This window comes from Photobacterium galatheae (assembly GCF_000695255.1).
Classification (GTDB): Bacteria; Pseudomonadota; Gammaproteobacteria; order Enterobacterales; family Vibrionaceae; genus Photobacterium; species Photobacterium galatheae.
Map to the genome: position 1 here is coordinate 38466 of NZ_JMIB01000031.1, position 22062 is coordinate 60527.

20 protein-coding genes are annotated in these 22062 nt (G+C 49.2%); 5 read left to right on the forward strand and 15 right to left on the reverse strand.

Annotation, left to right across the window (positions count from 1 at the left end; all coding sequences use genetic code 11):
- Positions 1–75: 75 nt before the first annotated feature.
- From adhP to EA58_RS15800, 3 genes are all read right to left on the reverse strand, one after another.
- Positions 76–1092 carry an alcohol dehydrogenase AdhP gene (adhP, locus tag EA58_RS15790; protein WP_036754909.1) on the reverse strand — a complete coding sequence of 339 codons (1017 nt, stop codon included), beginning with the start codon at positions 1090–1092 and terminating at the stop codon, positions 76–78.
- 229 nt (positions 1093–1321) lie between these two features.
- Complete coding sequence (locus EA58_RS15795; protein WP_036754913.1) at positions 1322–2170, reverse strand: hypothetical protein; 849 nt, start codon at positions 2168–2170, stop codon at positions 1322–1324.
- Positions 2171–2412: 242 nt separating this feature from the next.
- Positions 2413–4626 carry an esterase-like activity of phytase family protein gene (locus EA58_RS15800; RefSeq protein ID WP_036754915.1) on the reverse strand — a complete coding sequence of 738 codons (2214 nt, stop codon included), beginning with the start codon at positions 4624–4626 and terminating at the stop codon, positions 2413–2415.
- Positions 4627–4949: 323 nt separating this feature from the next.
- Between EA58_RS15800 and EA58_RS15805 the strand changes: the two genes are divergently transcribed.
- On the forward strand, positions 4950–5885 hold the full coding sequence (locus EA58_RS15805; protein WP_051642148.1) for a DMT family transporter: 936 nt from the start codon (positions 4950–4952) through the stop codon (positions 5883–5885).
- 122 nt (positions 5886–6007) lie between these two features.
- Positions 6008–7333 (forward strand): DUF2252 family protein, encoded by a 1326-nt coding sequence (locus tag EA58_RS15810; RefSeq protein WP_081819713.1) that lies wholly within the window; start codon positions 6008–6010, stop codon positions 7331–7333.
- A 130-nt stretch (positions 7334–7463) separates the two neighbouring features.
- Here the strand turns inward: EA58_RS15810 and EA58_RS21415 are convergent, their stop codons facing one another.
- The 7 genes from EA58_RS21415 to EA58_RS15840 form a co-directional block, all read right to left on the reverse strand.
- Entirely contained in the window at positions 7464–7604 is a 141-nt protein-coding gene (locus EA58_RS21415; protein ID WP_081819714.1) for a DUF2256 domain-containing protein, read from the reverse strand.
- Between the two features lie 66 nt (positions 7605–7670).
- On the reverse strand, positions 7671–8447 hold the full coding sequence (locus EA58_RS15815; RefSeq protein WP_051642150.1) for a metallophosphoesterase: 777 nt from the start codon (positions 8445–8447) through the stop codon (positions 7671–7673).
- Positions 8448–8568: 121 nt separating this feature from the next.
- Positions 8569–8919, reverse strand: a complete 351-nt coding sequence (locus tag EA58_RS15820) for a DUF7709 family protein (protein WP_036754918.1) — start codon at positions 8917–8919, stop codon at positions 8569–8571.
- Between the two features lie 157 nt (positions 8920–9076).
- Positions 9077–9772, reverse strand: coding sequence for an aquaporin Z (gene aqpZ / locus EA58_RS15825; protein ID WP_036754921.1), 696 nt, complete (start codon positions 9770–9772; stop codon positions 9077–9079).
- Positions 9773–10115: 343 nt separating this feature from the next.
- Entirely contained in the window at positions 10116–10646 is a 531-nt protein-coding gene (locus EA58_RS15830; RefSeq protein ID WP_036754925.1) for a cytochrome b, read from the reverse strand.
- A 415-nt stretch (positions 10647–11061) separates the two neighbouring features.
- Positions 11062–11382 carry a hypothetical protein gene (locus tag EA58_RS15835; protein WP_036754928.1) on the reverse strand — a complete coding sequence of 107 codons (321 nt, stop codon included), beginning with the start codon at positions 11380–11382 and terminating at the stop codon, positions 11062–11064.
- Positions 11383–11449: 67 nt separating this feature from the next.
- On the reverse strand, positions 11450–11806 hold the full coding sequence (locus EA58_RS15840; protein ID WP_152548077.1) for a hypothetical protein: 357 nt from the start codon (positions 11804–11806) through the stop codon (positions 11450–11452).
- Positions 11807–12013: 207 nt separating this feature from the next.
- Between EA58_RS15840 and EA58_RS21880 the strand changes: the two genes are divergently transcribed.
- Positions 12014–12190, forward strand: a complete 177-nt coding sequence (locus EA58_RS21880; RefSeq protein ID WP_200872191.1) for a hypothetical protein — start codon at positions 12014–12016, stop codon at positions 12188–12190.
- 292 nt (positions 12191–12482) lie between these two features.
- On the opposite strand, the gene EA58_RS21420 is transcribed toward EA58_RS21880, so the two are convergent.
- The 3 genes from EA58_RS21420 to EA58_RS15855 are packed head-to-tail and all read right to left on the reverse strand — an operon-like array spanning position 12483 to position 15083.
- Entirely contained in the window at positions 12483–12608 is a 126-nt protein-coding gene (locus tag EA58_RS21420; protein ID WP_152548078.1) for a DUF2474 family protein, read from the reverse strand.
- 54 nt (positions 12609–12662) lie between these two features.
- Positions 12663–13670 (reverse strand): cytochrome d ubiquinol oxidase subunit II, encoded by a 1008-nt coding sequence (gene cydB, locus EA58_RS15850; RefSeq protein ID WP_036754937.1) that lies wholly within the window; start codon positions 13668–13670, stop codon positions 12663–12665.
- Positions 13671–13715: 45 nt separating this feature from the next.
- On the reverse strand, positions 13716–15083 hold the full coding sequence (locus tag EA58_RS15855; protein ID WP_036754940.1) for a cytochrome ubiquinol oxidase subunit I: 1368 nt from the start codon (positions 15081–15083) through the stop codon (positions 13716–13718).
- Between the two features lie 149 nt (positions 15084–15232).
- Here EA58_RS15855 and EA58_RS15860 point away from each other — a divergent pair, with 149 nt between their 5' ends.
- Positions 15233–16651, forward strand: coding sequence for an aminotransferase-like domain-containing protein (locus tag EA58_RS15860; protein WP_036754943.1), 1419 nt, complete (start codon positions 15233–15235; stop codon positions 16649–16651).
- A 51-nt stretch (positions 16652–16702) separates the two neighbouring features.
- Here EA58_RS15860 and EA58_RS15865 read toward each other — a convergent pair whose 3' ends face one another.
- Positions 16703–17182, reverse strand: coding sequence for a hypothetical protein (locus EA58_RS15865; RefSeq protein ID WP_036754946.1), 480 nt, complete (start codon positions 17180–17182; stop codon positions 16703–16705).
- A gap of 1003 nt (positions 17183–18185) precedes the next feature.
- Here EA58_RS15865 and katG point away from each other — a divergent pair.
- Positions 18186–20396 carry a catalase/peroxidase HPI gene (katG, locus tag EA58_RS15870; RefSeq protein WP_036754949.1) on the forward strand — a complete coding sequence of 737 codons (2211 nt, stop codon included), beginning with the start codon at positions 18186–18188 and terminating at the stop codon, positions 20394–20396.
- 637 nt (positions 20397–21033) lie between these two features.
- Here katG and cydB (EA58_RS15880) read toward each other — a convergent pair.
- Positions 21034–22050 (reverse strand): cytochrome d ubiquinol oxidase subunit II, encoded by a 1017-nt coding sequence (cydB, locus tag EA58_RS15880; protein WP_036754956.1) that lies wholly within the window; start codon positions 22048–22050, stop codon positions 21034–21036.
- Positions 22051–22062 lie beyond the last annotated feature (12 nt).

Below are 22062 nucleotides of genomic sequence, written 5' to 3' on the forward strand. Positions count from 1 at the left end.
AACGGCCCAGAAATAAAAATCCCCCTCGGCTTTCACCTGAGGGGGATATAAACTCAACTCAAAACAGCGACTGACTCAGGGTTCCAGATTCATCACGATTCGGCCCGTGATCTCCCCTTTCATCATGTCATCAAAGATATCGTTAATCTCTTCCAGTGCTTTCACTTCAATGATGGCTCTGACTTTCCCTTCAGCGGCAAATTGCAGACATTCCTGCAGATCTTGCCGGGTGCCGACAATCGAACCAATCACTTTAATTCCGTTCAGCACGGTATCAAAAATCGGAATCGGCATTTCATCCGGTGGCAAACCAACCAGCACGCAGCTGCCACCACGGCGTACAGAACGGTACGCTTCTTCAAAGGCTGGCTTAGACACCGCCGTACACACCACGCCATGCACGCCGCCTACCAGACGATGAATGGCTTCCGATGGTTTTTCTTTCATGAAATCGATGCAATGCTCAGCACCTAACTCTTTTGCCAGCGCCATTTTCTCAACACCGGTATCCACAGCGATCACATTCATGCCCATCGCTTTGGCATATTGCACGGCCAGATGACCCAGCCCGCCCACACCAATCACGGCCACCCACTGACCCGGTTTCACCTCGGTCACTTTCAGTGCTTTATAAGTCGTGACACCGGCGCAGAACAAGGGCGCAGCGTCGACATAAGATAACCCTTCCGGGATCTTCACAACATACTCGCCATGGGCCAGACAATATTCGGCGTAACCGCCATCAACAGAGTAACCGGCATTGTGCTGATCCAGACACAACGTTTCCCGTCCGGACAGACAGTATTCACAATGACCGCACGCTGAGTACAACCAAGGCACACCCACACGATCGCCAATCTTGAGGTGATGAATCTCACTGCCCACCTGAACAATTTCGCCCACCCCTTCATGACCCGGCACCAGTGGCATTTTCGGCTTCACCGGCCAGTCACCATGACAGGCATGCAAATCGGTATGACACACACCACAGGCATGGATTTTCACCAGCACATCACGAGGTTTCACAGCAGGGACAGGGATATCTTTGATTTCCAGCTTCCCTTTGAATTCATTCACAACAGCGGCTTTCATCGATCCGGCTCCTATACGTTATTGAACAGCCATTGTTACGCAAAAGGTCGTTGAAAATATGGACTCAGATCAATATTCACTTTGTTTTATATCAATCTATCCTGTTATCAATAGCAGCTATTGCTGTTTTGTTGCTGTTTTTTGCTCAGGGTGCTTTGACATTCGGAGGATGCTGATGATGAAAGCACAGGTGTCATTGCCTGTGCTTCACTTGAGGTCAGGCGTGGGATCAATTCAGTGTGACTTTGGTCGAGATGTCCGTCGAGGCACTCAACACTAAACGCCCAATTTCAACTTGGGTTGACGTATTTAGCACATATCGCGTGTCATGTTCTGGAATATAGTGATGTTTGATGTCGTAAATCATCGTGCCACCCCCCAATAACTCAGCATTCGTCCCACTGAGAATATCCAGTTTTGTTTCAGGCTGTACCTTCAAATCGAAATAAGCTTTCTGATCTTCTACTTTCTTCAGCGTAAACAGAACATTCACTGACTCACTCAGTTGATGATCAGACAAGTCATCAATGGGCATTTTGACAGGCAGTGTTTGGCCAATTTCAAAGGTCTTTTGATCAAGATCCATGTACATCGCGGCCTGAGGCAGCAAATCAGTCACGTCACCATCATCAAATTGAATCTTGGAATCACCGAGTGTTTTTTCATAGTGAACCTTGCCATTCGCAGAGCGCGTCGCTAATAAGCTGACGCCTTCGAATTTAGACGGTTCCTGACGCGTTAATTCCTTGCCAGAACCATTTTCAGAAGAAAAATTACGATATTTCTCAATATTCAGTTCGATTGGCACGGAACCATCGGCTGCAAGGTCAGCAGTTGAAACTTTCACAACCCTTTCCGACCTCATCTTCATATCGTCGGGTATCGCGTTGAGAAAAGCCCTAAGTTCTGATGTTTTTCGGCCCTGATAATCCATATCCATTGCTATCGTGAAACTTTCTTCTACGGTAAATTTTTGATTCGGCTGGAAGCTCAGATCAATCGTCACAGAATCCTGAGCAAAAGCAGGAAACGCAGCCAACTGGACACAGAATAACAATGCTGTTTTTTTAATATTCATTGATTACAACTCATTTAAAAAGAATTTCATCAAGTATGCTCATACTTTGATAATCAATGAGTGAATGCGGTCACTTTGCCAGAGAGAATAAATCATACTCAACAAGTATCACCCGTTGTGATGTTCGGTTCTGACAAATACCTGCTTTGGGCCCCCATGAGGCTATGCTGTATTGACCGGGCCAACAACTGGCAGCAATCATAGCCAGCTGTCGACCGCAGATATTTCAACAGTCGGATTGATTACAAGGCACTGAGATCTCCCAGTGAGAAAAACAAGGTTTCCCCGGAACTGTCATCGACCCCATCGTTGTCAGTGACTATAAAAGCCTGACCGTGATGATCAATCGCTAAACCTTCAACTTTATCCACCACATAGCCACCGGTAGATTTCAGCTCAGGAAGGAGATCACGGACCACTTCTTTGCGAACCAGCGGCAAATCTGCCCCCAGATCTGCCGGATGGAGATCTTTCAGCCGGACCCGCGTGATCTGCTTGATTGCCGCCTGCGCTCCAATCTGGTTATCCCGTTCGATCAGATACAGAGAATCGCCATATGCAGCGATTTCAGACAGCCCAACCCAGCCGAAATCAACCGCTTCCAGCGGATATCGGACTGCCTGCCAGCGTTTCTCTTTCAGATGATACGCCAGCAACTTGGTGGTATTTTTCGGATCATCTTTCCAGGGACGCTGTATCGCAACCCACAGCACATCACCAACTTTGGTCACCCCCTCAGCGCCGAACCGGGTTTCATGTTCCAGCAGTCGATCAGGGAAATCGACCTGCGCCAGAATCTCACCCTGAGCATTCACATGATACAAAGCATGCGGCACTGCTTTCTTGCGGTTGCCTTCAGACGCAAGCCAGAAACCACCGTTTCCGTCGAGCGTGATCCCTTCCAGATCCAAACCCTTTGCGGCCTTCCCGTCACGGGTCACCGGAATCATGCGCTCAATCAGAGCCGGCTGCTGACGGGCATCCACCTGAAAAATCGCGGGCTGTTTTTGATAGAAACTATCATTCACCGCATATAAACGTCCCGAATGTTGTTCATCGGCAACCAGTCCGGACAATGCCCCCCAGCCAATCGGCTGACCATTGCGCATCACCGACTGAATTTGTGGATAGACGGCTGCGCCCTGACGCCATTCATAGACCATGACATGGGCACGTGCACCGCCATCTTTCCCCAAATCCGTCTCATTGGCTGTAACAAACAAAGCTCTGTCAGCCAGTGCAATGGCTGACTCCGGCGACATTCCGGATGGCAATAACTGAACAAACTCAGGCGCAGCGCCGGTGTCCCGGTATACCCCGACAACAGAACCACGCTCAGACAACACAAAAATATACTGCTGACTACCAAAGGTGCCAACCGCCAGCCCTTCCGGCTCAATGCCTTTATTTTCAGAGCGTTTCTCCGGATAATGCCCGGCCAACGCGGCACGATGTTCAAAATCCATCCCTGATTCGTAAAGCACTTTGCCCGTTGTATCGAAGATCGTAAACCCACGGGAGCCGCCCTGATAATCGCCTTCATTGGCCGTGACGAAACGGTGATCATCCAGCCATTTCACTGCATCCGGTTCACGACGGACCTGACGCAACGCCCCCTCAAAATGCAAAGCTTTTTCTTCTTTGATATCGACATGATCCAGATTCACTTCCCCGGCAGAGAAATGATTGATCACATTGCCACTGCGACCATCGACAATCACCAGATGGTTATTTTCCTGTAAGGTCACGACAATCTGATTTTGAGCATTGATCGCAACAAATTCCGGCTCAGGATCAGACGGTGCGATTGTCGCCAGCCCGGTCAGATTGACCCAGCGCTTTGCATCACACTGGGGAACCCCGGATTGGAGTGGAATCACCACCAGACCGCCCGCAGGTAATTGCGGCAGCTTCCCGTCATTGAGATCTTCATCGCGCTCATTTTCAATCGCGACCGCCAGCAACGACTTGTCCGGAGAAATAGCGACCGAGTCCGGCTGCCCGCCTAAATCACAACGGGACACTTCCTGCCGCGTTGAAATCCGCCAGTGGGCGAGATAGCCGCCCGGGCGTGTGTAGCTCTCTGAAGTATTGACGGCAATCAGTGCTGAATCACGGGTCACATCCAGCGACGTCGGTTCACCATCCAGTGCAAAGAAACCGGCTGGCTTCGGCTGCCGTGGATCGTTCAAATCCACCACCCCGATGCCTTTTGCAGGGCTATCTGTATACAGAACGAAACGCTGATCATCCGTGGCTGAAATCATCTCTGCCGAAGTTTCATTCTGTTTTGATTGCGTCGCCGGAAGGTTCAGATAGGTTGGAAAAGCGCTGATGCGCTGAAAGGCCCACGGGATGTCCGTTTTTTCTGAAGCCGCATACGTCAGAGGAGAGATCGCAGACAGGCCAGCCGAGACCGTCAGTGCCAGCCATCGTACATTGCGTTTCATCGTCATTCCTTAACTGATTCAAAAGACACAATTTTTAAACAGATGTGTGACAGCGAGGTGACGAAAGCATGTCACAGATGCGACATCCGTTGACGTTCAGATTCTCGACAAGAACCCCTTTTTTCGACAAGAACCCTGCCCCATCAACACATCAGCGAACCATCCAAATTAGTTGTAAATTTACTACAAATTGGCAAATTCAAATCACAAACTGGCAGAAAATCTTGCCAGTTTCAATTTAACTTACGAGTCAAATTTTCTTGTCTTAAAGGTCAGCTTTTGGTTAAATACACTCCGTTTGGCGTTATTCTTAGTCATAGAGAAACTGAATGTTGTCCCAGAACCAAATTTCACACCTGAAGTTATTTTTCTTCACTGTGCTGATCAGCCTGTCTTTCCCGATCGGCAGCCATATTACAGCCACCATGGATCCGCTGGTCGTCACTTGGATGCGCTACCTGCTGGCCAGCCTGCTGTTTGTGGGTCTGCTCGTGATGAAAGGGCAGTTCCGTATGCCTTCAGCCAAAGATCTGGGTCGCTACACGCTCATCAGCCTGCCACCGCTCAGCTATTTTGTTGCCATGTTCATCGCGCTGCGTGACACCAGTCCGTTAGATGCCAGCGCCCTGTATACCACCGTCCCGCTGATGAGTGCTGCACTGGCAGCGGTGATCTTTCGACGCCGGACTTCACTCGCCGTCACTCTGGCACTGCTGGGCGGCATGTTGGGGGCCGGCCTGATCATTTTCAGGGGCGACCTTTCTGCTATCGGTTCTATTGCCATGACGCCATCTAACAAGATTTATCTGCTGGGCTGTCTGGGCATGGCGCTGAACCCCATCATTGTGAAGAAATGCTACAAAGGCGAGTCGTTCGTACATCTGACCTGCTGGACCCTGATTTGCGCCACTGGCCTACTAACGGTCGCAACCGCACCACAGCTGATTGAAACGCAGTGGACACACATTCCGGGGGATGTCTGGCTGGGTATTGGATATCTGGCTGTGTTTGCCACCGCCATCAGCTTCTTCCTGTTCCAGCAAGGCAGTGTGGCACTTGCGCCAGAGCAGGTCTCTGCCTATACCTACCTGATCCCGGTGCTGGTGCTGCTGGTCAACCGTTTCACCGGCAACTTCGTTCCCTGGGAAGAAGTCAGCTATGGCGTAGTCACTGTGCTGCTGTCCATGGCGGTGATGATCCGCCGCGGTACACCGACCAAACCGGCAGTGCCCGCACCACAGGAACAACAGGCAATTGCCGAGTAATTCAATTCAAGCCGGGGAACTGCCCCGGCTTTTTTGTGCGACATCCTTGTTCCTGAGTCAATGTCCCGGCCCTGCTTTGCCAATACTGTGAATGAGTATGGCAACCAAGACAGGCGACCCGTATGACACCCAGACAATCCTTCCTTTGTGAACAACTGCGACTCATCGACGGTGTTGCCCCTTCTCCGGTCAATACGCTCGGCAAGCACAGGAAAATGACCCTGAGTCCCTACCAGTTTTACCGGGGGTCGGCACAGCTTTTCTACGCTGACCTCGCCGAAGGCATGCTGAATTTACCGGACAAGTTACTGGTCAGACAGGGTAAAACGGTCGTGATGGGAGATTGTCATCTGGCCAACTTTGGCTTTCTGACCGAAGAAGGCTCTCATGGGGATCACGTGATTTTTTCCCCCAATGACTTTGACGATGCCTGCGTTGGTTATGGCATCTGGGATCTGGCCCGCTTCCTGACCAGTCTGGCACTGGCGGGGGATTATGGTCAGGGGCTGCTGACAGGTCAATACCGGATAGACGAAGTCAAGATTTCTGACGATTTAACGGCAGTCAGTCAGGAAGATATCAACATCGCCTGTGAGGCATTTCTATCTGCTTACCGGAAGACTTTACGACGCATCATCAACAATGAAGATGAACGGTATCAGGTGCTGAAAAAGTTTAAGAAAGGCCATGTTCTCAGAAAATATTGTCAGAAAGCCGCCAGACGGGCTGCCGGCGGAGAAGATTTTGAAACCAAAAGCCAGCTGGCAAAATCAACAAAATTGATAGCGAACAAGTTACAGTTTGCCAACCGACCAGAGAAGTTTGAACGCCTTGATCCACCCCGCTACGCCGAGCTAGAAACGACCTTTCGTCCTTATCTGAATGATGCAGTGCTGGATATCGTTCAGCGTCTGGGTGCCGGTGTCGGCGCAAACCATGCGGACAGATACTACTTCCTGGTTGGTTCAGCTGGTTTATCCGGCCATGCTGATTTGCCATGCTGCCACATTGTTGAAGTCAAACAGCAGAGTCCGGCGGCTCCCATCCTTGCCTTTCCGCATCTCAGCCCGGCCAATACGCTCAACCCGGCTCACCTGGCCGCAAATTGCCAGCGCCGGCTTCAGCGTCGTCCGGATTTACTGCTGGATGAAGTGTTCTGGCATGATCAGCACTGGCTGGTTCGGTCACGCCACCATGCCCGTCTGTCGGTCAAACCGGAAGCTTTAGTCCTTCACCCTCACGAACCCGGTCAGGCATTCCGTCAATATGCGAAAGCTTGCGGTCGGGCGCTCGCACTGGCCCATTCCCGGGGGGACCGCCGCTCTTTACGGTTTGAGCAATTGATGGTTCAGATACTTCCTGAATGCGACAAAATGTTAATTAAGGATTGCCTGAACTACAGCCAACAGGTGATCACAGACCACGCGCTGCTCTGTGAATTGCTATAGCCCACCGCTCAGTCTTCATCAATCCGCGACTGGGCCGAATGGTCATGATCGCCCCAGGCGCGGTACATTCCTTCGGTATTGAAGCACTGCACCAGATTTCCCCGGGTTCGACGGCAACACAACAGCTTTTCTAACGTTTTCCTGATTTATTCCGTCGGCAACGCTCAGAACAATACTGAACGCTATCCCAGCAGTGTCGCCACTTTTTACGCCAGGTAAAAGGACGTTGGCAAACCGGGCAGAGCTTGGTGGGTAATGGACTGAAAGTCATTGGTATTTAGAGAAATTTCCTGTGTTTGGCATACGGGCTGCCTATGGAGCAACACAGAGACAGTGCTCAAATCCAGACCAGATAGTCGGTGGCTTTTTCCCGCAGGAAAGCAAATTCCTGAAACAGTTCCAGCACTTCACCGCCCCGCCGGTATCTGAGCAACATGCCCCGATCGCCCATCGACATGGCACCGTCAATATATACCCGGTTCCCGCACACTTTGGGTTTCAGCCCGGTCACGATGTTATGCCCCATCAGGACAGCATCAATATGGGCAATATTAGTGTGAGCATCATGGGTGAAGGCTTTCCTGTCCCACAGCGCATAGGTCTTGTCTTCCTGCGTCAGGCATTCTGCATCACATTGGCGGGTAAAGTGCTGCCAGTCATAAGGTTCGGGGACACCGGCGTGAACTAACCCTATCTGATGACCATTAATTTGCAGGGTGTAACACAGGGGCAGCGAGGCAGCAAACGCCAGCATCTCCGTGAGCGTTTCCTGATCACAGTCTTCATGCCAGCGGCCGCCATTCATGAGCCACAGTGCTTTATCGCAGCCCTCATGAATCGCTTGCAGGGCCATTTGTTCATGGTTGCCCTGAATCGCATAAAACGCCGGGTTTTGCTGGACCTCCCGGAGGAGACGTAAGGAATCTGGCCCACGGTCAATCAAATCGCCCAGAATAAACAACCGGTCTCTGACATGACCGTTCTCTGGATACCGGAAACCGACTTTATTCAGCACATCCTGCATCAGCCCGAACTGACCATGGGGATCAGAGAGAAAATAAATATCATCGTGTGTATCGAGCTGAAGGTATTCATGCATCGCTTTGCCAGCCATGTCATTCCGGTGCCTGAATTAAGTTTAGCAACAGAAAATTCCGGCCAACAAGGTCCGGACTGAATCTCAGCATTCAGCCCGGCACAACAGCGCTTAAGGTTCCCGTCTTTCCGGCTGAGCGCTATGCTTCTGACACATGCGCATTCAACGCTTCACTCATGAAATATTGCTTCGCTTGCTGACCGACAAAGCATCGCCCCGGATTATTTCCCGCCATCCATTCATCCGGCCCGAATAAATCAAATAATCCAACTTTCACCAGTGTCGGAATTGCCAATGCCAGTTCTTGTTCGACCTCACCGCGTTGACCCGCGTTATAAAGTTCAATGTTATGGAGCATAGTTGCCACCGTGCCAGTCTGTACGGTGCTGCCATCTTTCAGTTTCACCGCCGGCAGATTCTCACCTTCAGCAACCACCTTTCGGTTTATTGATCCCAGTTGCTCGGTATTTTCCAAAATAGTGTCTGACATGTTTCGCTCTGCAATGGATTAAAAAGGGCCTCCATCTTACGAATAATGCACTTCGTTTCACAGAAAAGTTTGCAGTCATGATGCAATCATGGAAATCAGCACAGACATCAGTCCCCTGAACGAAATCGGAATTCAGAGAACTGACCGGAGAAATGCATCAGGATTCACCGTCTTCCTTCGCAATGGCTTTATAAATGTTCGCGCCAATTGCGGCACCAACAATCGGGGCGACCCAGAACAACCAGAGCTGTGCCAGAGCCCAGCCACCGACATAAATCGCCACACCGGTGCTTCGGGCCGGATTCACAGAGGTATTTGTCACCGGAATCGAAATCAGGTGAATCAAGGTCAGACACAAACCAATTGCAATCGGCGCAAAACTGGCCGGTGCTCTTGCATCCGTCGCCCCCATGATGACAATCAAAAACATCATGGTCATCACCACTTCGCAGACCAGCGCGGAGATCAAAGCATAGCCCCCCGGTGAATGCTCGCCATAACCATTGGCTGCGAAACCAGCGGAAACATCAAAGTCTGCCTGACCGGAGGCAATCACATACAAGACGCCGCCAGCGACAATCCCCCCTAAAACCTGAGCCGCGATATAAGGGAAAAGCTGATTGGCCGGAAATCGCCCGCCAGCCCATAAACCAACCGACACCGCCGGATTCAAATGGCAGCCAGAAATATGTCCAATCGCAAAGGCCATCGTCAGTACAGTCAGACCAAATGCCAATGCCACGCCCGCAAAACCAATGCCCACTTCAGGAAAAGCAGCAGCCAGCACAGCACTGCCACAGCCGCCAAGTACCAGCCAGAACGTACCTACAAATTCAGCCAGATATTTGTTCATTGTCTTACTCCTTCCAACCAACCGATCAAATCTTGTTATTCCAAACAGCCGGTTCCTGTCTTTGCGAGCGTCATGAAAAGAAAAGAAATGAAAAATGCGTCTGACAAGTGCAACGACGTGAGCGGGCTGTTTTTATCAAACAAGTATATGAAACGAGCCGAGGTCAGCCGGCAGCGATGACTGAGAATATCGACTTTAAAGCAATATCTTAATCAAGAGATAAGGAATGAAAGATAAAAATGAGAGAGAACCAAAGAAGCGACATATCGCCAAACGTGAGACTAAGTCTAAAACGCCGCCAGCAATCCTACTGGCGGCAGAAAAACCGTATTCAGAGGTGAAATTAACGCCACATACGCGCCATGACATCGACAGGATTCTGACGAATTCGATGCCAGACCGTCATCACCACATGCCCAATCACAAAGGCAAACAGCAACCAGCCGAGTTCACCGTGCAGGAGATTGCCCAGACCGACCATCCAGTCAATTTTTCCAGTGTCAAACCCATCCATCAACGGTAATCCCAAAGGAGAGAATGCTTTTCCTGAACCATACTGACGCATCATCGCCAAGGCAGGAATCACCAGCATCAATACATACAGCGCCTTGTGTCCGATCAGAGCGGCTTTGCTGACAGACGCCGGACGTCGTGACAGATTGATCAGCGCCCAAGCGAAACGCAGAATAACAAACAGCAATAATAAAAATCCCAAAGGCTTGTGTATTCCCCACATCAATTCATCGAGCCAGGAGTCTTCAAACAGAAATCTGGCGATGGCTGTCAGAAACTGTACAGACAACAAAAGTGTCATTCCCCAGTGAAAAAAACGACTCACGTTGCCATAACGTTCATGATTATCAAAAACCGACATAAAATTGTTCCTTTTTTGCTTCCAGTGCTGATAAGGCTATTTATTTTCAGATCTGTTGACCCTTGCACTATATATAGCCAGACGAAGCTATAGACACAATTTTTGATCAATATATCCGAGGCTGACAAAAAATTTACGTTGATTGACATAACAGAAAAAAATGGGGACTCACACCAGCCATGTTGGGGTCATTGAACTCTGCCGCACGTGATAAGAAGCACCTGACGCAGAACATGACAGGGTCCCGGAAGCGTACGCTTACAAATAGCGCACTGGCGAATGATGTGGTCGATAAGACGACCACGCTTCAAAACGAGGATATCCTCACACGCATTTTCAAAACATAAAACCAGTGCCATGTTTCATTCAGAATCGTCGGCCATTGATACTGAACAAAACATATTTCCTATCCGAATCAAATCATCAGTATCAATAATATCAACATCACAAATGATGCAATTAATCCTATCCATCCCAGAATGATACTGGTTGACTCCGAATATTTGTCATTCAGATTTGGAAATAAAATCACCCCTAAAGACGCCAATGGCATCAATGTGAAGATAAAACCGGCTTTGCCAACAACCTGAATCTCATCGCTGGCAAAGTAATAATGAACCCCCGCATAGATCATCGTCACGATAGCGGCAAGAATGGCATCGGCATAAATAACGCCGTCTTCACTGAAATATAAATAAAACGCAATGAGCCCCATTGCTGTCAGAGCTAACACCATAGTGAACCTCAATGGCCATACGCTGAGAAAGCGCCTTGTCCGAATCATCCCTGAGCACGTTCAACACTCAACGTGCAATTTTACGCAGCGCCTTCAAATCTTCACTCTCGAACGCTTTGGTCTTTTTGGAAGCCACAAACAGAAAGCCAAACACGATCAGCATCACTGCCAGATTTAAGGGTGAATCCACCACCAGCATCGAAAATGCATTCAAACAACCGATAGACGCAGCAATCAACGTTTGATTGGTCAGCGACTTCACGTGCTGAATCGCTTCCTCTTCCGACATCGCCAACACAGAATCGGCTGCAAGAAACATCCCGGCTTCACGACAGGCTTCATACTGTCCCTTAAGATCCTCAGGACTGTTCTTCTCCCGTGCACTGTACTGAAGCCCCTTCTTCATCACAAAATATGTATTCACGCCACCCTCAAAAAAACTTCTCAAATCAACCGGATCATTCAGGCAATTTGCTATTCCCATGCCTGCTAACGTTAGGCGACAACCTGAAACTGTACATTTAGCATGCGCTGACGAACATGCTCAGGCTCGCAAAATCCACCCTGCAAATTTGCCATACCGATAGCGAATGTATATACATTGTATATGCGCGATTCAGAGTGAGCCGGAATGGTCAGTCGCAAAAAATCGAAATCAGGCAAGAAAGACAGTCAGCTCATCATCAGAATCAATGGTGAGGAACGGGATGCCTTTGTTGCATTGTGTGAAGAGATGGATACCAGCGCAGCACGTGAAGTGCGCCGCTTTATCCGTCAGTTTGTGAATGAGAATACTCAACCCGAATAACCGGGCTCTGACGTGCATATCCGCTAACGATCAGGTTGATATGTTAGGCAAAAGCAGTTCCTTTCCTGTCAGCCATTTTCTCAATGAACCCACAGGAGATAAAGAAATGGCAAAAGTTACCAAGAAAGCGAAAAAACTGAAAAAAGAAATCAAAGTGCGTAAAGCGAAAGTTGCGAAGCACGCTGATAAGCTGAAAAAGCTGAAGAAAAAACTGAAAAAAGCCTGATTTTTCAGTGAAATCAATCCGATGGCTACGAGCCATCGGATTTTTGGTTTTTTGATTTACTCGCCGTTAAGCCGTTAAGCCTGCGCTGCTCATCAGCAAACGAAATAACCAGGATATGCAGGCCAATACCGCCACACTGGCCCCCCAAATGCCTGCCAGCCATAACCATTGCCGAAATGTCTTCCTCAACACCGGTTTCTCCTTCTCTAAGATAAATTGCCTGTCTCGTTCTTCAATCAGACCTTTTCAGTGATAGCTTTCTTCCGCGCTCACCTTGCCGCTGAACACCGAATAGCTCCAGAAGGTGTATCCAAGAATAAACGGAATGATAAAGAGTGCGCCCACCAGCATAAATCCCTGACTCTGAGGTGGTGCTGAGGCTTCCCAAATGGAAATATCCGGCGGAATAATATTGGGCCACAGGCTAATCCCAAGTCCGCTGAACCCCAGAAACACAATCCCCAGAGACATCACAAACGGCAGTCGCTCTTTCTGCTTTTGTACCGAGAGCAGAACAGCTTTTGCCAAAAATACAGTCAGCAAAGGCACCGGCGCAAAATAAATCAGGTTCGGCAAACTGAACCAACGCGCAGAAATCGCTTCCTGTGCCAGCGCCGTCCAGACACTGACAACAGCAATGATGACCAGCAACAACCACAGAATTTTGGGCGTCACCCGATACATCAATGCCTGTAATGCACCTTCTGTCTTCATAATCAGCCAACTGCTGCCCAGTAAAGCATAAGCAACGACCAGTCCCAGCCCACAGAACAGTGCGAAAGGTGTCAGCCAGTCAAACGGGCCACCGGCAAAATGCCGCGCTGTCACCGGAAACCCCTCAATCACTGCGCCCACAACCACGCCCTGACTAAAGGTCGCAACGATGGAACCCACCATAAATGCCTTATCCCAGAAGCCAAGATGAGACGGCAATGCCTTAAAGCGGAATTCAAAGGCGACGCCTCTGAAAATCAGCGCGATCAGCATGATCGTCAGCGGAATGGTCAGTGCGTCAATAATCACGGCATAGGCCAGCGGAAAAGCGCCAAACAGACTGGCTCCCCCCAGCACCAGCCAGGTTTCATTGCCATCCCACACCGGGGCGACCGTATTCACCATCAGGTCTTTCTGTTGACTGTCTTTCACCATCGGCATCAGAATGCCAATCCCCAAATCAAAACCATCCATCGTGATGTACATCAGCGTGGCGAAGACAATGATGCCAAACCACAAAACAGACAAATCCACACCCATAACAGCGTCCTTTTTCTCAATGACTCATTCAAACAATGGAACCGATTAAATTCGGCCTGAAACCGTTGGCAGATCATGTTCTTCCGCCTCATGATCGCCGTCAGGTCCAAGCTTGATCTGATGCACCATGTAGTAATAGCCAACCCCAAACACAAAACTGTAAACCACAAAGAAAGTGAGCAGGCTGATGCTCATATGGAGATCCCCGTGGGCCGACACCGCAGACTGTGTTTTCAGCAAACCATGAACCACCCAGGGCTGACGACCGACTTCTGTCGTGATCCAACCAGCCAGAATGGCAATCAGACCGGACGGCCCCATCCATAAGGCAAACTTCAGAAAGAATGCATGGTGATACAGCCTGCCCTTTTGCCGCAGCCACAAGCCCAACACACCTTGCAACAGCATTAACAGCCCGAGTCCGACCATGATTCGGAACGACCAGAACACCACTGGCGCAAAAGGCCGCTCTTCTTCAGGAAAGTCTTTCAGTGCCGGGATCGGCTCTGTCAGGCTGTGTTTCAGGATCACGCTCGCCAGCGCTGGAATTTCAATTGCATAGTCCGTCCGCTCCTGCGCCATATTCGGTAAGCCGAACAGAATCAGCGGTGTTGGCTCGCCACTGGAATTATCCCAGTGCCCTTCAATTGCCGCGATTTTAGCCGGTTGATATTTCAGGGTATTCAAGCCGTGCAAATCGCCGATATAGGCCTGAATGGGCGCGACCAGCAACAACATCCACATCGACATGGAAAACATCTTTCGAATGGCACTGCTTTGATTGCCTCTCAGCAGATGCCAGGCCGCCGAAGCGCCGACAAACAATGCAGAACTCAGAAATGCCGCAACCGTCATGTGCAGTAAACGATACGGAAATGAAGGATTAAAAATCACAGCAAACCAGTCGACCGGCACAACCTGACCCGCCACGATTTCATAACCCTGTGGCGTATGCATCCAGCTGTTTGAAGCCAGAATCCAGAAAGTCGAGATAAGCGTCCCCAGGGCAACCATGCAGGTGGCAAAGAAATGGAGGCGATCGCCAACCCGTTTCCAGCCAAACAGCATCACGCCCAGAAAACCGGCCTCCAGAAAGAAAGCGGTCAGAACTTCATAAGTCAGCAGCGGGCCGGTGATACTGCCGGCAAACTCAGAAAAACCACTCCAATTGGTACCAAACTGATACGCCATCACCAGCCCGGACACCACCCCCATACCAAAATTCACCGCAAAGATTTTCGACCAGAAGTGATACAGGGTTTTGTAGTCTTCCTGGCGGGTTTTCAGCCATAGCCCTTCCAGAACAGCTAAATATGTTGCCAATCCAATGGTAATCGCTGGGAAAATGATGTGAAAAGAAACCGTAAAAGCGAACTGAATTCGCGCAAGCATGAAAGCATCAAGCCCAAACATAAGCTTCCTATTGAGTCGTTATAAAGTACGCTTATATTGAAAGAACCCTGTAATAAAAAAAGATACAGAAAAGCGCTCAAAACCTATAACAGTTATATTAAAAAATTGTTATATTTCCGCCTTATCACTCTTTTCAACCGGACGACACGTTGGCCAAATATGAACAACTGGCGGCACAGATTCGCCAGCAGATTGAATCCGGCATCTGGCGCGCCGGGGAACGCATGCCATCACTGCGGAAACAGACGGAACATTCAGGCATGAGCCTGATGACCGTGATGCATGCCTATCAGTTGCTCGAATCCCAGGGATGGCTGATTGCCCATCCCCGTTCCGGATATACGGTGGCCGACAACATCCAGAGTGTGACCGAACCAGAGAAAGCAGCCGTTGAAACCGCGGAATCTGTCGATATCAACAGCTTTATTTTTGATGTCCTGCAGGCCAGCCGGAAACCCTACATGGTGAACTTTGGATTTGCTTACCCGGACCCCGGTCTGTACCCCCGGCATCAGGTCAATAAATCGCTGATGCATGCCGCCCGCAACCTGCCGGTTTCCAATGCGCTTGATAATCTGCCGCCAGGCAATGACACATTACGGACGATGATTGCCCAGCGCTACGCTGCGAAGGGCGTCAATATTTCCCCGGATGAAATCGTAATTACAGCCGGTGCGCTCGAGGCCCTGAACCTGAGTCTTCAGGCCGTGACCCGACCCGGGGACTGGGTGGTGGTTGAATCGCCAACGTTTTACGGTGCACTCCAGTCATTGGAACGTTTCGGCCTCAAAGCGCTGTCTGTCCGGACAGACCCGAAAACGGGTATCGATCTGGATTCTCTGGAAAGAGCATTCCAGTCCCATCCGGTCAAAGCCTGTTGGCTGATGACCAATCATCAGAACCCGCTTGGTTTCACACTGACTGAAGGAAAAAAGCGCCGCCTGATTTCACTACTGAAGAAGTATCAGGTCGCACTGATAGAAGATGATGTGTACAGCGAACTCTATGCTGGCACAGAGCAACCTTTGCCCGCAAAAGCCTTCGATACCACAGGCAATGTCATGCTGTGTTCTTCGTTTTCAAAATCATTGGTTGCCGGATACCGCATCGGCTGGGTGGCTGCAGGCAAACGGGCCATGGACATCCAGAAGCTTCAGTTAATGAGCACCCTGACGACCAGCGTACCGATCCAGCTTGCGCTGGTCGATTATCTGAACACCCGTCATTATGAACGCCATCTGAAACAGCTCCGGCGTACACTGGACAAAAGAAAGAAAACCATGTGCCAGTTACTTTCCCGGACACTTCCCCCTTCCGTTGAAATCATTCACTCCGAAGGTGGTTATTTTGTCTGGCTGATCCTGCCGCAGCATGCGGATGCCATGGCGATCTACGCGCAGGCGCTGGCAGAAAACATCACGCTGGCCCCCGGTGATATGTTCTCACCCGGCACACAGTTTAACCATTGTCTGCGACTGAATACTTCTTTTGAACTGGATGAGCGGCATACCCAAGCAATTCACCAACTGTCTCGAATCATTCAGCTTCACATCGGTCATTCACACTGAAGCGCCTCATTTGCGCTTCTTCTTACTGCGCTTTTTCCGGTGGGCAAGATTTCACTCCCCTTTAAGAAGGCGCCAATAAAATCTCACGGTAAATAAAAAACCAGCACATATACCCCCAATTAAGAAAAAATCAAACATCGTCTCTCTTTTAGATGAAGGAAATAAATAACTACCCGTAAAGTGTCTGTCACTATTCATAAATTGATAAGACATTAAGTAATACACACCCAGACCAACCCCAGCGGAAATTAAAGCAACCTTCATAGACAGAACAACATCCTTCAACTGTTCTTCCCTCTTTTCAGGGTTTAAAATAAAGAGGAAAAAGTTAAAGAAACAGCCTAGAAATTTGAAAATCGCAAAAAACGAGACAAAAAACGCACCTGTATGGAGTAATGTACCTAGCAAAAAAGAAATGAATGGATGAGATATCAAAAGGTAGCAATAATAAATCATCACAAATATTAAGAAAAAACCATAAATTCTCTTACATATGAGAGTTAATAAATTTAATTGTTTTCGATATTTCATTCGAACTCCCCAATTTCGTTTGTTTTTTGTTCTATTTTCAGTTGTCTGTGCACTCTTTTATTCAATGCAGCGTAGGCATTCATTCTATGGATAACGCTTGAGCGATCATCTCGGCGATAAGAAGCACATCGTATTTTGTCATCGTTCACGCCAGCTTGCCTTCAATTCATGTGAGAATGATTCCCGTATCTCAAACTAACCTTGAGCGTCGCCGATAACTTCGCAGAATGGGACAAATAAGTCTTCTTTGATAGTCATCAAAGGTTCAAAACTTCACCCTGGATACCAAACCCAATCAAAGCAGTGCGATCAACAATAATGAGCCAAAAGATTCCATCTGGGTTCCGGTGTTTTCAAGTTACCACTGTCAAAGCGACCATGAGATCACTTTGATTTAAAATAACCGCATCACACTGAAATCAATTCCATCTGACAGGAAAAAATAAGATGACTTTATCAACCTTAAAATTTTTAACATAAGACCAAATGAATGATAAAACGCCCCTACCCCAACTCCGGAAAACAACAAAAAGGCAATCAAACTGTGTATAGACTTATAAATTAAATCCTTCTCCTCTTTTCTGAGTATGATTGATTTCAAGTAACTCAGAAACGACCCAATGGAGGCAAGTAAATGAATGAAATAAAAATAAATGCGTTCAAGCTCACGAAAGTGATAATAAAAAACCGATATAAGAGAAAGAGTTTTAAAAATAACTATAGAAGTTCAAATTTTTTCACCGATTAATCTAGTTTCCTCGATTTCGTATGCGCTGACAGAGAGGATAAAATATGACACATATCTCATAACCCTCATTCGCGCATCTCCATCGGGAAAAAACCGAAACTCTGGCTTTATTCAGTTTTCTATGATTGAAAAAACCGATAGCTGTTATTGATAAAAACGTCTTTATTCGATTGACAGTCGGACTATATTCAAGTGTGTAAGTCAGAAGGTAACTGTCAAAACCAACCTCAATACCAAGGAACCAAGGAGTCTTGTATGAGTCATGGTAAAAGTGCCGCTTCAGGTGGCTGTCCGGTGATGCACGGCAGTAACACCAACCTACGCGGCTCAGGAACACGCAATGAAGACTGGTGGCCCAATCAACTGAATCTCAAAATCCTTCATCAGAACGACAGAAAGTCAAACCCGATGGGTGAAGGCTTCAATTATGCGGAAGAATTTAAAACGCTCGACCTCAAAGCGGTAAAACAAGATATTGAAAATGTGCTGAAAACATCGCAGGACTGGTGGCCCGCAGATTATGGTCACTATGGCCCCCTGATGATCCGGATGGCCTGGCACGCCGCAGGCACCTACCGGACTGGCGATGGCCGTGGGGGCGCATCCACCGGGAATCAGCGTTTCGCGCCATTAAACAGCTGGCCGGATAACGGTAACCTGGATAAAGCCCGTCGCTTGTTGTGGCCTGTTAAACAGAAATACGGCAAGAAACTCTCCTGGGCTGACCTCTTTATTCTCACCGGGAACGTTGCACTGGAATCTATGGGCTTTAAAACCTTTGGGTTTGGCGGTGGACGGGAAGATATCTGGGAGCCAGAAGTGGATATCTACTGGGGTGCCGAAGATGAATGGCTCGGGAACACACGTTACAGCGGTGAACGCGATCTGGAAAATCCGCTGGCAGCCGTTCAAATGGGTCTGATTTACGTCAACCCAGAAGGCCCGGACGGTAACCCGGATCCCGTCGCTTCCGGCCGTGACGTCCGTGAAACCTTCGCCCGGATGGCAATGAATGACTATGAAACCGTGGCGCTGACTGCCGGGGGTCACACCTTCGGGAAATGCCATGGTGCCGGTGACGCTGCACTGGTCGGCCCGGATCCGGAAGCCGCACCGATCGAACAGATGGGACTTGGCTGGAAAAACGCCCACGGCAGCGGGAAAGGTCGGGATTCCATCACCAGCGGCCTTGAAGGTGCCTGGACCCCAACGCCAACCCAGTGGGACAACACCTACTTTGAAATGCTGTTGGGCAATGAATGGGAACTGACCCAGAGTCCGGCCGGTGCCAATCAGTGGAAAGTGAAAAATGTCACCGATAAGAATCAGGCACCCGACCCGGAAGATGCGTCTCAACGTGTAAACATCATGATGACCACGGCAGATATGTCGATGCGCGAAGATCCGGAATATCGCAAAATTTCCGAACATTTCCGTGCCAATCCGGAAGAGTTTGCCGATGCATTTGCCCGTGCCTGGTTCAAACTGACGCACCGTGATATGGGGCCGAAAGCCCGCTACCTTGGTTCGGAAGTCCCAGCGGAAGATCTCATCTGGCAGGACCCGGTCCCGACGGTGGATCATGAACTGATTTCAGACAGCGACATCGCCGAACTGAAGAAAACCATTCTGGACGCTGGCCTGAGCGTACAGGAACTGGTGTATACCGCCTGGTCTTCCGCGGCCACCTTCCGCGGCTCTGACTGTCGGGGCGGTGCCAACGGTGCCCGGATTCGTCTGGCACCACAAAATAGCTGGGAAGTGAATCAACCCACTCAGCTGAAGAAAGTCCTGAGCACCTATGAAGGGATTCAGAAAGACTTCAATTCGGCTCAGACAGGAAATAAAGCCGTCTCTCTGGCTGATCTGATTGTGCTCGGCGGCGTGGCTGCCATCGAAAAATCCGCGAAAGCCGCCGGGTTCAGCGTCACCGTTCCTTTCTCACCGGGACGGACAGATGCAACAGACGATCAGACCGATGCCGATTCATTTGATGTGCTGGAGCCGGTTGCCGATGGTTTCCGGAATTACCTGAAAACCAAGTTCACCGTGCCTGCCGAAGAAATGCTGCTTGACCGTGCGCAGTTACTGACCCTGACAGCGCCGGAAATGACCGTCCTCATCGGTGGTATGCGTGCACTGGATGCCAATTACGGCGGCTCAAAACAAGGGGTATTTACCAGTAAACCCGGCGTTCTGACCAACGACTTCTTCGTCAATCTGCTTGATATGAACATCGAGTGGTCACCGACCACCGCAGAAGCCGACGAGTTTGAAGGCCGTGATCGTCAGTCCGGTCAGGTGAAATGGACCGCCACCCGCGTTGATCTGGCCTTTGGTGCCAATTCGCAACTCCGTGCCATTGCTGAGGTATACGGGGGTGCCGATGCCAAAGAGAAGTTCGTGCATGACTTCGTCCATGCCTGGACTAAAGTCATGAATGCTGACCGCTTTGATTTAAAATAAGCCGCCTCATTCACCACAGCGCAAAGGCACTTCTCCTGGAAGTGCCTTTTCATAAGCACACCGTACTCATCTCAACCACACATCCAATCCGCTTTCCCCGATACAGCAATCTTAAAATCACTAAGCGACTGTTATTTCACATTTATTTGTTACATCCTCTAGCGGGCTATTTTGATGTCTCAATCTAAATTCAGTAAAACTGTGAATCCTGTCGTATACTTTAATTCATAAAAATTAAATAGATGCTTTGTCAAAACATCATAATTATATTTGCCGTCGGTTGAATGGACTCAATCATATTTTCTGTGAATAGACGAGAGGGTAATGATGATCGTGAAATATGCAAAATTCTCTAAAAGGCATCCTTATATCCATTTTTCCATCATGATTTCCCTGGTTCTCTTATTTTTATTTTCCGCTGTGATGTTGATTGAATATGAAATCATCGCGTTTGCCATTGTCATTCTTTTGATCGGATGCACCCTGCCATTCTTTGCCAAAGTGTCGAAATACAAACAACAATATTTATCCGATTAATCACGCTGCATCTTCGTCAATGGTCATTTTCCTGAATACAAAACGGGCACGCATTCAGCGGTGCCCGTTTTCTCATCGTTCTGACGATGTCGACCCGACATTAGTGATAGGCATCCCCCGGTTTGACCTTACCGCGGAAGACATGATAACCCCAGAGGGTATACATCAGAATCACGGGTAAAATCAGTAAGGTGCCCATTAATGCAAACAACTGACTGGTCGTTGGCGATGCCGCTTCCCAGAGATCAATCGATGGCGGGACGATATTCGGCCAGACACTCAACACCAGTCCCGCATACCCCAGAAAGACCAATCCCAGTGTCGAGATAAACGGTTGATGAGAGTGACGCTGACGTAGGCTCTTCTGCAATGCATACAAGGCGATCACGGCCAGCACAGTGATTCCCCCCGTCAGCAGCCAGTGTGAGCCGTGGAACCAGCGATGTGCAATATCTTTGTGAATAAAAGCCGTCCAGCCACAGGTGATCACAATCACCCATGCCAGCAGATAAGCCAGCGGACGACTGAAATGGCGCATTCGCGCTTCCAGCATGCCTTCCGTTTTAATCAGCAGCCAGGTGCTGCCCAGCAACGCATAAGTCAGGACCAGCCCTACACCACAAAACAGCGGGAATGGTGAAAACCAGTCAAAGGCGCCGCCCGCGAACTGGCGATCCACCACCGGAATCCCAGAGACATAAGTTCCCAGTGCCACGCCCTGGAAAAAGGTCGCCAGCACAGACCCGCCAATAAAAGCTTTATCCCAGATATGACGCTGCTCTGGTTCCGCTTTAAAGCGAAATTCAAAGGCAACGCCACGAAGAATCAGCCCGGCCAGCACAAAAATCAGCGGCAGATAGAGCGCCTCAAAGATGAGTGAATACGCAAGTGGAAATGCCCCGAACATTGCCGCCGCACCAAAGACAATCCAGGTTTCATTCCCGTCCCAGACCGGTGCGACAGTGTTCATCATGACATCCCGTTCTTCCGAATCGGAAATAAACGGAAACAGGATGCCCAGCCCTAAGTCGAAACCATCTAAAATCACGTACATCATGATGCCGAAGGCAATGAGAACGCTCCAGATAATCGACAGATCAATGCCTTGTATATCCATGATTTCCTCTCC

Coding starts and splice junctions, on each gene's coding strand:
- EA58_RS21880 (WP_200872191.1), top strand. CDS start 12,014: ATGGTCAGTCGCAAAAAATCGAAATCAGGCAAGAAAGACAGTCAGCTC.
- EA58_RS15830 (WP_036754925.1), bottom strand. CDS start 10,646: ATGTCGGTTTTTGATAATCATGAACGTTATGGCAACGTGAGTCGTTTT.
- EA58_RS15820 (WP_036754918.1), bottom strand. CDS start 8,919: ATGTCAGACACTATTTTGGAAAATACCGAGCAACTGGGATCAATAAAC.
- adhP (WP_036754909.1), bottom strand. CDS start 1,092: ATGAAAGCCGCTGTTGTGAATGAATTCAAAGGGAAGCTGGAAATCAAA.
- EA58_RS15795 (WP_036754913.1), bottom strand. CDS start 2,170: ATGAATATTAAAAAAACAGCATTGTTATTCTGTGTCCAGTTGGCTGCG.
- EA58_RS15800 (WP_036754915.1), bottom strand. CDS start 4,626: ATGACGATGAAACGCAATGTACGATGGCTGGCACTGACGGTCTCGGCT.
- EA58_RS15805 (WP_051642148.1), top strand. CDS start 4,950: ATGTTGTCCCAGAACCAAATTTCACACCTGAAGTTATTTTTCTTCACT.
- EA58_RS15855 (WP_036754940.1), bottom strand. CDS start 15,083: ATGTTTGGGCTTGATGCTTTCATGCTTGCGCGAATTCAGTTCGCTTTT.
- cydB (WP_036754937.1), bottom strand. CDS start 13,670: ATGGGTGTGGATTTGTCTGTTTTGTGGTTTGGCATCATTGTCTTCGCC.
- EA58_RS15835 (WP_036754928.1), bottom strand. CDS start 11,382: ATGGTGTTAGCTCTGACAGCAATGGGGCTCATTGCGTTTTATTTATAT.
- cydB (WP_036754956.1), bottom strand. CDS start 22,050: ATGGATATACAAGGCATTGATCTGTCGATTATCTGGAGCGTTCTCATT.
- EA58_RS15810 (WP_081819713.1), top strand. CDS start 6,008: ATGACACCCAGACAATCCTTCCTTTGTGAACAACTGCGACTCATCGAC.
- katG (WP_036754949.1), top strand. CDS start 18,186: ATGAGTCATGGTAAAAGTGCCGCTTCAGGTGGCTGTCCGGTGATGCAC.
- EA58_RS21415 (WP_081819714.1), bottom strand. CDS start 7,604: ATGACTTTCAGTCCATTACCCACCAAGCTCTGCCCGGTTTGCCAACGT.
- EA58_RS15815 (WP_051642150.1), bottom strand. CDS start 8,447: ATGGCTGGCAAAGCGATGCATGAATACCTTCAGCTCGATACACACGAT.
- aqpZ (WP_036754921.1), bottom strand. CDS start 9,772: ATGAACAAATATCTGGCTGAATTTGTAGGTACGTTCTGGCTGGTACTT.
- EA58_RS15865 (WP_036754946.1), bottom strand. CDS start 17,182: ATGAAATATCGAAAACAATTAAATTTATTAACTCTCATATGTAAGAGA.